Here is a 15,260-nt window from a genome sequence, read left to right on the forward strand (position 1 = left end):
GCTTTGTGGCATTAGGCAGTCTGTAAAGTTAATGGTGAACTAAAGTTAAGCCATTTGGCAGTGCATCTCCGAATACACGTTTCGATTCACTTTCAGACAGCTCTTTTACTTCTTCAACCAACGAAACCCACGATTCAGGCACTTTACTTTGTTTTAGCTTCGCTAGGACTTGCTCACGGTACTCGTCTGAAATGTCGAATAGACGATCACCTGTTTTGCGACAAATCATTACGGCTGCGAATGCGACCATGGGTTCTTTTTGCCAATTCTGCCCCAACAGCTTAGGCAACCATTGTTCCGCTTGTTCGCGAGGTATGACGTTGTGTTGACTACCATATAACGGAGTACGAGACGCCAAACGTCCCACCGCCCACCAATGCGCTGGTTGGAACTGATTGTGGTTAGTGGCTTTACTTAAAAACCAAGTCGCCAGTAGTACTTTGTCGTCCACTTCTAAGTGTTCAAGAGATGCTGACAAACGCACCATTGATTCATAGCCCATCTCCTGCGCGGTTTTTGCCGATTGAGGGTTCTTCATTGCGCCGGGATGCAAGTATTTGGCGATGTCAGCCAAGATGGTTTCTTGCTGCTCTTGATTCAATCCGCCAGCGATGCGACGCCAAAATACCCACCAATCTGTCCAGCCTTGATGGTTCTTAAATTGAATGTTTTGTTGATACAGTCCCCAAACTTGTTCAATACGCCAAGAGTCTGTGGGATCACCAAAGCCTGGGCGAAGTGAAAAACCAGCGAGACGAAGCCAGTTTTTTTCATGTTGTTCTGAGCGGCGACGACGTTTACGACCTTGTGCGAAAGTATCGAATAGTTGACGTAAGGTCGTAAAGTCCCATTCATCGCGTTTACCGAGTTTCTTCTCAAGATCTTTGGCTAAGGTTTTGATCTCTTTGCCTTCTGCACTTTTCTTGTTGCCGCTGTATAGGCGAGAAATTAATGCCTTACACTCGTTCAATCTCGGGTGAAGTTGAACTTGTTCTTCGTCGTCCGTTTGTTTGTTACGCACTTCGAATTCCAGTTCCCAACGCTTGCTGTCGTCTTCGACACTGACACACTCCATCTTAAGTGTGCCGACTTCTGTCAACTGACAAGCGAGTTGCACTTCTACACGCTCCTTTTGGTTGGCATGTAGAAGTGCACCGTCACCTTCTAGTGTGGTGATATAAGGAGGAAGAGGAGCAAAAAAATCCGGGTCGACATCGACCATTACGCCATTTTGAATCGTGGTGTTGTTGGTTAATGTATCGTGTGTCGAAGTTAGCAGGTTAAAACGAACTGGCTCACCAAGCGTTAAAGAAAAGCGGCGACCGCTTAAACGAATCTCATGCCCTTCTTCTGTTCCCTTTGCAAGTAGACACAGTGCTTTACCCATCTTGTTTTTCTCTTGCAGATGCAAGAAGTAAGAACGAGCGGCGCCACCACCGATTTTTAGCTGTGCGCCTCGACGTGCTTTACCAAACGCAACGGCACCAAGTGCGACGGACCAGTCCGGATGTGGGTTGTCTAATACGGTAACAGGAGCGCCTCGCCAAGCGGAAAGTAGGGCAGCGATGCGTTCTGTGACAAGGTCACTATTGAATACCCCCCCGTTTAGTAGCACACCAATAGGAATGGCGGTTTGTTTGTCGTCGTCAATGCCCAGTGCGGCTCGAGATACTTGTTGATGATGAGTGAGGAATTCGGCAACGTGTTTGCTCACGGCAGGGTCTGCAACGTAAGGAAGACCGAATTCAACCACTGCGCTGCGGCGTTTGTCTGGGATGGCGCTGAAATCTGAAAGCGGGAAAAAACCATCCAGAGCAATTTGATGCACCTCTTGTTTGCTTAGCGCAATACTTTGCGTGCCGCCAAGTAACTTAGAGCCGCTACCCAGCATCGTGATTTTCACTTCGTCTGGTGCGCGTGCTGAAAGCAGGTTTTCCTTCGCTTTACGCGTTTGTTGAATCAGTTTAGTTAAGCTCGCAGCGGTAAGTTTTTTATTTTGATTGAAGCGGCTTTCTGCGAGGTGTGCGAGTGCTAAGTCTAGGTTGTCACCACCCAGCATTAAGTGTTCACCAACGCCGATACGATTAAGGGCTAAATCGCCACTATTGTCATTATTTGAAGTAAAGCGAGCTTCAATCAAGCTTAAGTCAGTGGTACCACCGCCAACATCACAAACTAGGATGAGCGGTAGTTCCTTGAGCTCATCAGCTACCGTTTTCAGGTGACGCGAATACCAGTCGTAACACACTGCTTGTGGCTCTTCGAGCAAGATGATTTTCTTTAAGCCAGCCAGTTCTGCAGCTTCTAGCGTCAACTTACGCGCTGTTTCATCAAACGATGCCGGAACGGTGACGACGACGTCTTGATCTTCCAGTTTGTTGCTTGGATGGCGGTAGTTCCACGCTTGACGAATATGGTTTAGGTAGCTTGCACTGGCGATAACCGGTGATACTTTATCAACGTCTTGTGCACCAGCCCAAGGAAGGATGTCTGAGCGGCGATCCACCGCTTGGTGTGATAGCCAACTTTTCGCGCTGGAGACCTGACGGCCTTCTACTTTCGCGCCTAATTCACGCGCCCACTCACCGACGATCACGTTTTTGATATCGCCAGAAACTGGTTGGTTTTCCCATGGGAGTGTTAAGTCAGAAGGGGAGATTTGCCCTTCTGCTGGATGGTAGCGGAAAGAGGGCAGCAGCGGCTTACGAACCACTTCACCAGGACCTATTAATTGGTCTATTTCAAATAGGGAGACTTCAGATTGTTCAAGGTTGTCGGTGATTTCACAATACGCGACCACAGTGTTTGTAGTGCCTAAATCAATACCAACAAGAAAACGAGGAGATGTCATACAAACCTTCGTATATTTAAAAACGGCACCCAGTTGGATGCCGTTTGATTTCTACTTACTCTTCTTCATTTGAGTCGCTTGTCGCGTCTTCGCGCACATCGAACTCAACATGCCATTTTTGACCGTTATCAGCAGCAATGGCTTCTAAGTAAAGCGTACCCAGCTCTGTTACGCGAGACGCTAAGGTGACCGGAACTACGTCACCTTCACGACGACCTTCAGAAACTGGAAGTGTGACTTGAATTTCAGGTAGTTCCTCAAGCTCGTCTGGCGCCCAATAATCGAGGTGCGTACCCGCGAGATCATCACGGCGCACAGTTGAACCGAAGAATTGGAAGTTGACCGGCTGACCGATAACCAGACCAAACTCTTGGCTTGGCACATCAACGCTTGAACCTTCTTCCATACCAAATGGGGCGATACACAGTGCTTCCATTGGTGGAGCCATACCCGGGATCGCTGGCATGGCACTTTCGATACCTACATAGTAAGCCGACGCGATACCACCACGGATACGGACGCCTTGACCGCGACGAACCGATCCGTAGTAAGCTGCACCACTCGCTACCGCTAGGTCTAGGTCCACGCCTGTCAGACGTTTCGCCATTTCCGCGTCGGCTTCAAGTAGCCATTCATTGATCGTATCTTCTAAGCGAGTCGCAAGAAGCGTCGACTTAAGAACACCACCGTTGAATAAGATTGCAGTTGGTTTGATGAAGTCAGCCGATTGAGTTGCCTCTGAACCCGGCATACCCGGCATATTCGCAAACGGATCAAAGTCTTGAGCCGGTGCTGACTCACTACCGCTTTGCGCGTTTGCTTGCTTAGACAAGAATGCGGCAATGTGACGAGTGATGCCCGCATCTTGTGCGTAAGGCAGACCCATTTTCGTTAGTGCACCACGGTTACGCTGAACAGGGTGGTCAGTAATCGCCACTTGAGGGAAGAAGCCATCAACCAGTGTTTGTTGTACTTCTTCTTGAGTCAGTTCTGTTTTTAACGTTGCACCAAGCAGTTTAGAACCACGGCTAGGCACGACGATTGGCACCGCTTGCAGTTCGCTGTCGTTCAATAGCGCTTCTTTCGCATCACGACAGGCGTGCGTCATGGCCTGAACTTGCCATGGTTGCAGTTCCTTGCCTTCTTGCGCTAGCTTCATTTTTAGGCGGTAGGCAAGAGCAAGGTCCATGTTGTCACCGCCGAGCAGGATATGCTCACCTACAGCGATACGGTTGAGTGTTAGGTTGCCGTTTTCTTCAGTGACTTCCACTAAAGAAAGGTCTGTTGTACCACCACCGATATCGACGACTAAGACGATATCGCCGACTTCAACGTCGTCACGCCACTTGTCGTTGCTGTTATCAATCCAGTTGTAAAGTGCTGCTTGAGGCTCTTCTAAAAGCGTTAGGTGCACAAAACCAACGTTACGTGCAGCTTCTGCTGTTAGGTCGCGAGCCGCAGGGTCAAACGATGCAGGAACGGTGATCGTCACATCTTGCTCAGCAAGATTATGGTTTGGGTTCGCGTGGTTCCAAGCGTCTTTTAAATGCTCGAGGTAAAGCTCAGTTGCGCGAAGCGGTGATATTTTTTCTACGTCTTCTGGGCTACCCGCAGGAAGAAATGCATCACGACGGTTTACACCACCGTGGCAAAGCCACGATTTTGCACTAGCAACAAGGCGAATCGGTGTTTTTGAACCCAAGTTACGAGCGATAGCTCCAACCAGTGCTTTTGGCTCGTTTGACCACGGTAGCACGCGTGATTGTGGGCTCATCTCGTGTTCGTGCGGTTGGTATAGAAACGAGCCGAGTTGGCTGCGAGTTTCTACCGTGCCAGGCGCTGTTAATTGTGGGATAGGCATCACTTGTACACGAGCATCTTCATCGTGAGTGTCAATAAAAGACATCACACAATGCGTTGTGCCTAAGTCGATACCCACACTGAACTTAGGAGGCAGGTGCTCTTGTACCGTTTCTTGAAGGTGTTGTTGGTGTGAAACGTTTTCTTGGTTCATGTGTTCCATTACAGCTCAACCTCAGCTGGTGCGATCACTGATGGATCGTAGTTCTCTGCCAGTTTAGGTAACGTCATCGATGTTGCCTTCCAGCCTTTGTGAACGAGCGTACCGTGGAACGGCGCGCTACCAGTTACGTTGCCAGTTAAGCGGATTTCTTGTGGATTAAAGTCTTTTTCAATCGTAATGCGAGTTTCTTCGTCTTCGTTACGCACATGCGTCAGTGCCACATAGTCGTTCAATACTTTTTGACCGCCAGTGTGAATCACGCGAGCAGCGGCACCGACTTCTTCGTCAGAGAATGAAGTGAGGTCTTCTTTTAAGAAATCGATAAGGCGCGCCTCTTGTTGCATGATAGAAAGCAGCTGCATTGCAGAAGCTGTTGAAGCGGTTGCGAGTTTCGATTCCACCTCCACGACTTTTTCAACGATTTTTTCTACTTCAACGACCTTTTCAACTTCAACGATCTTCTCAACTGGCTTTTCAACTTCGACGATTTTCTCGACCGGTTTTTCTACCACTTTCTCAATCACTTTAGACTTGCGAGATACCGCGATCAAAAGAAGCAAAACGCTCGATGCCGTTAGGCCAGCGTGGAGCATATCGAACGTTTGAGGAATTAGGTTCAAATCAATGTTCATGACATTTTCTCTTTCTATTGATGATTGGTGCTCAGCATTGGCTCATATGTGTTCACTAAAACGATCGTCTTTGCGATCTTGCACCAAGTTTAGACATTAAAATGATGACGGATGGTAGCATATTCAAGACTTAAGGCTGTAATAATTCGTGGATATACCGCATGGACAGGGTGAAAAATCAACAATTGGACTAACCATTATAGTTGTTGCTTGATGTTTGCTCGTTACTAAAGCTGTATTTCAGTAAAGATGAAGATCTTGAAAGCTTATACCATAAAATGGATAACCAACTTTACCTAAGTAAGAAAAACGGTCGGCATAGCGTGTCGATAGGTGATTAAATTCGAGTTTTATATGGCATTACGGTAAAATTTAACGCTTTGAAATTTATGTTAGGGATCAAGACAAACTATGAACCATAACCGTATTGTATGCTTCGATTTAGAAATGTGTTGCTGGAACGAGAATGGCGTTGGCAGCACGGGTGAGATCATCGAAGTTGGGTTAGCCGAAATAGATTTGTCTAAAGGCGAAATAGTCAAGCGAGCTCAATACTATGTAAAGCCTGAGTTCGATGAAGTCTCATTGTTTTGTGTGGAGTTAACTGGTATATCGCCACGTAAAATCGAAAAGCAGGGTCGCCCATTAGAAGAAGTGCTTAAATCTATGATCAAGAACTTCGGTGGTCGCAATAAGATTTACGCGTCGTGGGGTCGTGACGATATGATTTTATTGGAAGAGTGTAAGCAGAAAGGCATTGAAGCGCCGTTTTCAGAGTTCATTAACTTAGCGACGTTATACCGAATTCAAAATCGCCTTAAAGATAAGCGTATTGGCCATCGAGCTGCACAAGAAGCCAAAGGTATTGATTGGGAAGGTCGCCAGCACTCAGGTTATGTGGATGCGTACAACTTGGCTAAGCTTGCCTTGACGATGCTTTAATCACTGATATAACTCTTCGTTCGTAACAAATAGTTCGTAACAAAGTTTCCATTTAACTTATATTATTTCTTTGTCACAGCGCGTAGCGAGTTCAAGTGTCGTTGAATGCACGTATTTTTATAATACGACTGTTGGCTTAAAAAACGCGCTGTCAGCGCGTTTTTATAACCGCTTCGTTACCCCAGCTGGGTTGAAATTCAATCTCGTACTTATTTGATGTGTCTGCGTAACTACTGAGATTGAAGTTTCGCACGAATGAATTCACTGTGGTCGACGTAGAGCAATTCTGCTGTTTTACGAATAACGGCTTCTTCTAGTGGATCAATTTCACCATCGGCATAGGCGACTTCCCACATACTCTGAATCAAACTGTAGCGAGTTTCTTGAGTCAACTCTCTTAGCTGAGATGTGAAGTCGTACAGCGAAGCAGAATCTTGGACTTTTTGCTGCGCCTGTTCCAAGAGCTGATTCGACTGTTCCTCATTTAATGAGAGGAGCTTCATCAGTAAAGAGCGTTTGGTTTCATACTCTTTTTCATCGGTTTTATAATCGGCCCCTGACACTTCACACAGCAAACAGGCGATAGCCATGTTAGGAGAAAATGTGTTGTTTTGGCTTAGGTCTGCGCCATCAATGAGTTGTTTGAATAATGAGGTTAGAGAATTAAACATACTGAACACCGAGCTATTGTCTATTTTGTTAACATGGTAATAGATACGGAAAATCTCAAGGTGTAGTATCAAATTTAGCGTACCGTTAACCCCTTAGGAACAATCAAAAGGTCAATAAAAACTCAGTTATCTCAACCTTCGGCACGAGTTGGCGGGAAATGAATTTCTTCGTTGTCACTTGTTAGGATACTAATTTGACTTGGTTTTCCCTGCTCATCTAAGCGCAGTTCACCGATGGCACTGTGATTCACCAAGCGATAAAAGTTGTGGGAGCTTGGGGCGCGTTTGTAAATCTTCAAACGCTTACGCTTTGTGAACCAGTTTAGCGGTGAGCGAGGGCTATATAGCATTCTGTCTAGGCCATCGCAGATGTTCAGCAGTTGCGTTGGAAATTGATTTTTAATCCCACTGCAAGTGATTTGATAGATGTTTGGGCTATTTTTTCGATAGCGCAGTTTGATGTCATACGCGAACGAGTAATGTACATCGCCTGACAGAATGACAAAGTTGGTCGGTGTTTTCGTGTGAGTGAAAATACTGATCAGAGTATTCGCGCTTCCAGGATGTGTCATCCAGTTTTCGGCGTCGACCATCAAAGGTTTTCCAAGCACAGTGACCACTCGTTGTAAGGCTTCTATAAACTTCACACCAAACATGGGCGCTGCAGAAACAATAATGACCTTATCTTGATGGACAAGCTCTTGATGGAAGTCAATCATGGCTTCCCAATCCATTAATCCTGACGGCTTGTTCATTTTCGACTCAGAACGCCAACGTCGAGTACGAGTATCTAAAACCACCACTTTTGGAGTCGTAGGGATGGTGTAATGCCAATTTTCAAAGCGGTATAAATATTGGATAAACGCATCCTGATCTTGTGACGAGTTCTCGCTGAAAAAACGTTGCGCGATGCTCATAAATTCATCATTGAATTTTTCAGGGGCGTTTCCCCATCCTTGGCATAGCCAATAAGCGATAAGACTATTACCAATAATACGTTTTGCAAAAGCGTTACTATATGCCGCTTGCTCCCAACCAATTGTGAGGTTCCAGTCGTCGGTGACATCATGATCATCAAAGATCATGTAAGTTGGAATATGCGCTAGTAATCGCTGAACTTTATGTAAACCCGCGATGAATTTTTCAATGTGAATTTTTTCGTCGCGCCACTGTTGTTGCCATTTTGGAGCGAGCGTTTCCCCACCGACAGTGAATCCACTTTCTAGCAAACGATCTGACTGAATAAGCTGCCACAAGGTAGGAGACCAAACCAATAAGTACATGGCGAAACATTCGGCAAAACTTATCAGGTGGTTCTCACATTCTTTTGCGCTGAAGATTGGTGTGCCACGATGAGGGAAAAACTTGTTGAGTAAACGGCCATCACTGGTATACCGGGGCAACAACTTATCGCGTCCATAATAGCAGTTGGGGTGCTGATAAAGAGCGGTGGTATCTGCTATTGGCGCTTGTTCAAACTTTTCACCGGGTAAACCTAATAATGCGATGACCTGCTCAATTGCATCGAGTGTTGGACCGGCAACATGGTCAGCATAGATTTGGTCGCCACTCATTATAAGCATGTCTGCACGATCTTCGATGGCTTGAGAGGCTATTTTGTCATCTGCTGTTACTAAAGAATCTTTACTAAAATGGTGTGGGTTACGACAAGAACCATGCAGAACATAGTCGGCCTTTTCACTGATGAAAAATGTCACGCCTTGATTTGGGTTGTCATCTTGTTCATAAATGAGGTGCGGGAGCAAGTCTGCCAGCGAACCATGTTGGGTGGTAATCTGATAACGAAGCGGTTGATGAGTAGGAAACTTGCCCTTCAACGTGAGTAAGTTTACCCAAGCGTTTCGACCGATTTGAAACTGTTCTGGTTGTTCATTTAGCGAAGATTGATAAAGGATATCGGCATTTTCATCGGTGATTTGCACCATGCCTTCTAATCGTTCGGTGGTGACAAGCCAAATGTTGATTTCAGTCGCCGTTACTTTGCGTAGGATAGGACCCGCAATAATAAGAGGAAGTGGAGAGTTTTCAGTCGTGGTCAACAAAGCTGGCAATGTAATTCCTTATTCGTTGGATGCTTCTTCTAATATTTCGATAACTTGAGAACTACTAAGTTCATGTCCCATAAGAAATAATCCTAACATCGCATCTGCTTTTGAAGCATTGTCACTGTCCTCGTCGAGGAGTTGTTGAAGTCGAGCTCGAATTAGGTCAATTTCATGCTCCACAAAACCACGGCCTTCTTCTTCCCCCTGATCTTCTTCTGGCGCATTATCAAAGTGTAAAAATAACATATCGCCATCAAGTTGAGTCTCTACCAATCTTTCAGGTAGCCATGCTTCTCCCATAACAATATCTGGGTCGGCTTCGGTTGGCAGGTTATTGAGATGAGAGATAAGTTCTGATGCTTTCACTTTTTACTTCATTATGTTTGATGTTGAACTAAGTTAGGGTGTATTGAAAAGTGCGATTAACTCTAACAAGTTATTGAGTCATTTTATAAAACGATGGGACTCAAACTGTCACGAGTATGACAACATTTATCATTGTAACGGCCAGAATCAAAAGAACATAAGCTTAAAACCGCAATTCATTGATGTTTGCATTTTTATTAACCAGTTTTATTCGTCACTTATGAAGAGATTAACTCTAACTACTCTCGCTCTATCTCTCGTGATGGTCACATCAACAGTGATAGTGTGAAATAAAAAAACATGGGGTATAGAAAAAAATAGACGCGAAAGGTCGGATTTGTTGCTTGCTTGATTTTCACCCATCATGAATAGTGATGAATACGACAACGTTACTATCCACACTCAATTTTGTTTATCGTGCAAAAGTGAAAGCCGTTTGTGATGCATCTGATGGCGTAAACAGTGTTAGCCACATGAGCATCGACTCCTCATATAATATTCAAATTGAGGCAATGAACTGTACTAACGAGGAATTTGCCAAGCGTTTTTTCCTTATTCACGGGGAAGGACACCTTGAGGGCGACGGCTGGTTAGTGCTTTACGGTAACTCTTTAAAGGTCGAGGTAGGGAACGACATAGAAATCCCGAGCGATTTGGCCTTTAACGCGATGATAGAAAAACTGGTGAGTGAGGGAAACCAAGCGTTAGAGAAACTCTACTTGGATGGCCTACATCGCTTGGATAAAGTGCATCGCTTAAGTCGAAAGAAAATAACGCCTCGTCGTTAATATCATGCACTTTCAATAGAAAGAGCAACACAAAAAGAGCGATTGGCGTTCACCAACCACTCATCGTTTTCATGCGATTTTAACTTATGACTATGCGAGTGTAGCAAGTTGGCCTTGTGCCTCAGTCATGCCTTTCGCTGCGGCTTCTTCACCCATGTTTAGCGCTTCTGCATAAATAAACTCTATATCGGTGATGCCAACGAAACCAAGTACCGTGCGTAAGTAAGGGGTAATGTTGTCCGTTGATGAACCTTTGTGGATGCCACCGCGTGTGGTTATAACGATTGCTTTCTTACCTTCAATCAAACCTTGAACGCCGCTCTCGGTATATTTAAATGTCACACCCGCGCGAGCAATCAAATCAATCCAGTTTTTAAGCTGAGTTGGAATTGTAAAGTTGTACATTGGCGCTGCGATAACCAAAGTGTCTGCGGCCTTTACTTCTTCAATAAGGGTGTCAGACAAGTCGACCACCGCTTGCTGTTCTTGTGAAAGATCTTCCGTTGCGCGAAGTGCAGTGGCAACGGCGAAGTCCAAAACTGGTAATGGGTTGGCAGCCAAATCGCGAACAGTTAGCTTGTCTTGGTCTACATTTTTGATGAAGTCTTCAACCAGTTTGTTTGATTGAGAGTAATCGCCAAGGATGCTTGATTTTAGAGCTAGTACACGAGACATAATGGTTATTCCTTAAATAAGTGCTTTTGACTATGGGAGCCATTATAAGCGAGGCACGTTGGTTAAAAAGTATAGGGATTTGCTGAACATGTTCGAAAAATTTGAATGTGGTTTCGGTTATCTTGTTGCAGATCTTGTGTGATACAATCCGCGCAGTTTTTGTAATGAAAAGAATAGGAAACGCTTTGACTTCGTCACAGCCCCCAAAAAAGAATCCCGCTGAAGAGCAAGCGACACCGTCAAATGGTGTGCAAAAGGCGACAGCGAAACAAGATAAAGCACCTCAGGCTCAAGTGAATAGCGCGGCGTCTCTACGTAAAGCGTTAAGCCAGTGCATGATGCGTGACCGCTTCCGTTTAAGTAAACGCATTTCTGGTGCGAGCAAAATTAAGAAAGATGCAGCACGTAATGCTGTGTTTGATGAAATTGCACTCGACATTGCTAAATCGATGATGGTTGCGGAACAACGCAGCAACTACAAACCAACGATTGAATACCCAGAAATTCTGCCCGTCAGCCAAAAGCGTGACGACATCGCTAAAGCTATTGAAGAAAACCAAGTGGTTATCGTCGCGGGTGAAACCGGTTCTGGTAAAACCACTCAGCTGCCAAAAATCTGCGCTGAGCTTGGTCGCGGTAAGTTCGGTCTGATTGGTCATACTCAGCCTCGTCGTCTTGCAGCGCGTTCGGTTGCTAACCGTATTGCCGAAGAGATGGAAACCAAGCTGGGTGAGTTTGTTGGTTATAAGGTTCGATTCAACGATCAGATCTCTGAAAATACCCAAATCAAATTGATGACGGACGGTATCTTGCTGGCTGAAATTCAGCATGACCGTTTCTTGAATCAATACGACACCATCATTATCGATGAAGCGCACGAGCGCAGCCTTAACATCGATTTCATCTTGGGTTACTTGAAAGAGTTGCTACCATGTCGTCCTGATTTGAAAGTAATTATCACGTCGGCAACCATCGACCCAGAACGCTTCTCAAAACACTTCAACAATGCACCAATCATTGAAGTATCGGGTCGTACTTACCCAGTAGAAACGCGTTACCGCCCATTAAGCGGTGATGACGACAATGATCGTGACCAACTTGAAGGCATTTTCGAAGCGGTAGACGAATTGTGCGATGAAGGTTTAGGCGATATTCTGATCTTCATGAATGGTGAACGTGAAATTCGAGACACCGCAGATGCATTGTCTAAGCGCAACCTAAAGAGCACGGAAATAGTCCCGCTTTATGCGCGTTTGTCAGCGGGAGAGCAGAACAAGATTTTCCAACCTCACGTAGGTCGCCGTATTGTATTGGCAACCAATGTGGCAGAAACCTCGTTAACCGTTCCCGGCATCAAATACGTGATCGATCCGGGTACGGCACGTATCAGCCGATACAGTTACCGTACTAAGGTTCAGCGTCTTCCAATTGAACCAGTCTCTCAAGCAAGTGCCAACCAACGTAAAGGTCGTTGTGGTCGTGTGGAAGAGGGGATTTGTATTCGTCTGTACTCAGAGGAAGATTTTGAATCACGACCAGAATTTACGGATCCGGAGATTTTACGCACCAACCTAGCGTCGGTTATTTTACAAATGACGGCATTGGGTCTAGGTGATATCCAAGCGTTTCCATTTGTTGAAGCACCGGATAAGCGTCATATTCAAGATGGTGTGCGTCTTCTAGAAGAGTTGGGGGCGATTAACGCAGACATAAAAGATCCGAAGAAACGTTTGACGGCAATTGGTCGACAACTTGCGCGTTTACCTATTGACCCGCGCTTAGCGCGCATGGTTTTGGAAGCGCCCAAGTATGGTGCACTTAAAGAAGTAATGGTCATTGCCGCAGCCCTATCGATTCAGGACCCGCGAGAGCGCCCGTCAGATAAGCAGCAAGCGTCAGACGACAAACATCGTCGCTTCTTCCATGAAGAGTCGGATTTCTTAACCTTTGTTAATGTATGGGATTACATCCAAAAACAGCAAAAAGAGTTATCGAGTAACCAATTCCGTAAACAATGTAAGCAAGATTACTTAAATTATTTGCGCGTACGTGAGTGGCAAGATGTGTACTTCCAGATTCACCAATCCATGCGTGAAATGGAGTTTAAGCTCAATAATGAGCCTGCGTCTTACCATAGTGTGCACAGTGCTATTTTGGTTGGTTTGCTGTCTCATATCGGCATGAAAGATCAGGAGAAGAATGAATATCAAGGTGCGCGTAATGCGCGCTTCCATATCTTCCCAGCATCAGGCTTATTTAAGAAGCAGCCAAAATGGATCATGTCTGCTGAGCTGGTAGAAACTTCAAAGCTTTGGGGTCGTGTTATTGCGAAAATCCAGCCAGAGTGGATTGAGCCGCTGGCTAAACACTTAATTAAACGCAGTTACAGTGAACCACATTGGTCGAAGAAGCGCGCTGCTGTTATGGCTCATGAAAAAGTCATGTTATACGGCGTCCCAATTGTACCCAAGCGCTTGGTAAATTACGGAAGTATCGACGCTTCTGTTAGTCGTGAAATTTTCATCCGCAGTGCGCTGGTTGAAGGTGAGTGGGAGACTAAACACGCATTCTTCAAGCAAAACCGTAAGTTACTTGAAGAAGTCGAAGAGCTTGAGCACAAATCCCGTCGTCGTGACATTTTGGTGGATGACGATGAGCTGTTTGATTTCTATGACCAACGTGTTGGTACCGAAGTGGTGTCTGGTAAGCACTTCGATACGTGGTGGAAAAAGGCATCAAAAGAAAATCCTGAACTGCTTAACTTTGAAAAGGAGATGTTGTTCAAGGGCGACGCCAGCCATGTCACCGACTTGGATTACCCGAACTTCTGGCATCAAAATGGTTTGAAGCTCAAGTTGAGTTACCAATTTGAACCCGGCGATGATAGTGACGGCGTCACAGTGCATGTGCCGCTCCCCATCTTAAACCAAGTGGAACCAGCGGGCTTTGACTGGCAGATTCCGGGGTTGCGTCATGAGCTTGTAGTAAGCTTGATTAAATCGCTGCCGAAGACACTCCGTAAGAACTTTGTGCCAGCACCAAATTATGCGGACGCATTTTTAGCGCGTGTTACACCAATGGAAGCGCCGCTGCTTGACTCCCTTGAGAAAGAACTCCGACGTATGACTGGTGCCGAAATACGGCGTGAAGATTGGAACATGGAGCAGGTGCCAGAGCACTTAAAAGTCACCTTCCGCGCGGTGGATCATCGAAACCGTAAATTGAAGGAAAACAAAGATCTTCATGAATTGAAAGAAAGCTTGAAAGAGAAAGTTCAGGAAACACTTTCTAAAGTCGCGGATGATGATATTGAACAACAAGGTTTGCACACATGGAGCTTTGGCGAACTGCCAAAGGTGTACCAGCAAAAGCGCGGTGGTTACGAGGTAAAAGCGTATCCTGCTCTGGTGGATGCGAAAGATAGCGTAGCGATCAAACTGTACGAAACGGAACATGAGCAAGTGTCTGCTATGCGGGCAGGTCAGCGACGTTTAATCTTGTTGAATGTCCCGTCGCCAATCAAATATTTGCATGCCAACTTACCAAATAAATCTAAGCTCGGTCTGTACTTCAACCCTTATGGTAAGGTACTTGATCTCATTGATGATTGTATCGCGTGTGGCGTTGATAAATTGATCGAAGAGCAGGGCGGTTTAGTTTGGGAACCAGAAAAGTTTGAAACGCTGAAAGAACACGTTCGTGCTGAATTGGGTGATACGGTGGTGGACATTGCCAAGCAAGTGGAAATCATTCTTACGACTGCCTTTAACATTAATAAGAAATTGAAAGGGAAAATTGATTTCACCATGGCGTTTGCACTCTCTGATATTAAGGCACAAATTGAAAGCTTGATTTTCAAGGGCTTTGCGACAGAGTGTGGCTGGAAACGTCTTCCAGATATCCTTCGCTATATGCGTGCGATTGAGCGTCGTATGGAGAAGTTACCAATCGATCCAAACAAAGACCGGTTGCACATGCTAAAGATTGAATCGGTAATGAATGACTATAAAGAGTTGCTGAACAAAATACCGAAAGGTATGGCTATACCGGAGAACGTTAAAGAAGTGCGTTGGATGATCGAGGAGCTGAGAGTGAGCTATTTCGCTCAACAGTTAGGTACGCCTTATCCGGTTTCTGATAAACGAATCAAAAACGCGATTGATGCTTGTTAATCAATATGTACAATGACGCATAGTGTGTTTTAAACGGTTGATGATCGGCTGGTACAGTAATTGCTAGTAACATA

At 45.4% G+C, this 15,260-nt stretch carries 10 protein-coding genes; 3 read left to right on the top strand and 7 right to left on the bottom strand.

The window, feature by feature from the left end; translation table 11 throughout:
• Window positions 1-28: 28 nt before the first annotated feature.
• From ATG66_RS11930 to ATG66_RS11940, 3 genes are read right to left on the bottom strand one after another with little or no spacing between them, the layout of a single operon-like run.
• Window positions 29-2,851 (bottom strand): Hsp70 family protein, encoded by a 2,823-nt coding sequence (locus tag ATG66_RS11930; RefSeq protein WP_098415504.1) that lies wholly within the window; start codon window positions 2,849-2,851, stop codon window positions 29-31.
• Window positions 2,852-2,906: 55 nt separating this feature from the next.
• Complete coding sequence (locus ATG66_RS11935; RefSeq protein WP_179885646.1) at window positions 2,907-4,874, bottom strand: Hsp70 family protein; 1,968 nt, start codon at window positions 4,872-4,874, stop codon at window positions 2,907-2,909.
• Window positions 4,874-5,506 (bottom strand): DUF2760 domain-containing protein, encoded by a 633-nt coding sequence (locus ATG66_RS11940; protein ID WP_098415505.1) that lies wholly within the window; start codon window positions 5,504-5,506, stop codon window positions 4,874-4,876. The genes ATG66_RS11935 and ATG66_RS11940 overlap by 1 nt, the downstream gene beginning before the upstream one ends.
• A gap of 411 nt (window positions 5,507-5,917) precedes the next feature.
• Between ATG66_RS11940 and ATG66_RS11945 the strand changes: the two genes are divergently transcribed.
• Window positions 5,918-6,448: a 3'-5' exonuclease gene (locus ATG66_RS11945; protein ID WP_098415506.1), complete on the top strand. Its 531-nt coding sequence runs from the start codon at window positions 5,918-5,920 to the stop codon at window positions 6,446-6,448.
• Window positions 6,449-6,678: 230 nt separating this feature from the next.
• Here ATG66_RS11945 and ATG66_RS11950 read toward each other — a convergent pair whose 3' ends face one another.
• The 3 genes from ATG66_RS11950 to ATG66_RS11960 form a co-directional block, all read right to left on the bottom strand.
• Window positions 6,679-7,119 (bottom strand): TerB family tellurite resistance protein, encoded by a 441-nt coding sequence (locus tag ATG66_RS11950; RefSeq protein WP_098415507.1) that lies wholly within the window; start codon window positions 7,117-7,119, stop codon window positions 6,679-6,681.
• A gap of 131 nt (window positions 7,120-7,250) precedes the next feature.
• On the bottom strand, window positions 7,251-9,191 hold the full coding sequence (locus ATG66_RS11955; RefSeq protein ID WP_098415508.1) for an alkaline phosphatase D family protein: 1,941 nt from the start codon (window positions 9,189-9,191) through the stop codon (window positions 7,251-7,253).
• A 9-nt stretch (window positions 9,192-9,200) separates the two neighbouring features.
• Window positions 9,201-9,551: a hypothetical protein gene (locus ATG66_RS11960; RefSeq protein WP_098415509.1), complete on the bottom strand. Its 351-nt coding sequence runs from the start codon at window positions 9,549-9,551 to the stop codon at window positions 9,201-9,203.
• Between the two features lie 374 nt (window positions 9,552-9,925).
• Between ATG66_RS11960 and ATG66_RS11965 the strand changes: the two genes are divergently transcribed.
• Window positions 9,926-10,339, top strand: a complete 414-nt coding sequence (locus ATG66_RS11965; RefSeq protein WP_098415510.1) for a hypothetical protein — start codon at window positions 9,926-9,928, stop codon at window positions 10,337-10,339.
• A gap of 90 nt (window positions 10,340-10,429) precedes the next feature.
• Here ATG66_RS11965 and ATG66_RS11970 read toward each other — a convergent pair whose 3' ends face one another.
• Window positions 10,430-11,014: an FMN-dependent NADH-azoreductase gene (locus ATG66_RS11970; protein ID WP_098415511.1), complete on the bottom strand. Its 585-nt coding sequence runs from the start codon at window positions 11,012-11,014 to the stop codon at window positions 10,430-10,432.
• Between the two features lie 185 nt (window positions 11,015-11,199).
• Between ATG66_RS11970 and hrpA the strand changes: the two genes are divergently transcribed.
• Window positions 11,200-15,186, top strand: coding sequence for an ATP-dependent RNA helicase HrpA (gene hrpA / locus ATG66_RS11975; protein ID WP_179885647.1), 3,987 nt, complete (start codon window positions 11,200-11,202; stop codon window positions 15,184-15,186).
• The last annotated feature ends 74 nt before the right edge of the window (window positions 15,187-15,260 follow it).

This window comes from Vibrio sp. ES.051 (genome assembly GCF_002563795.1).
Lineage (GTDB): Bacteria > Pseudomonadota > Gammaproteobacteria > Enterobacterales > Vibrionaceae > Vibrio.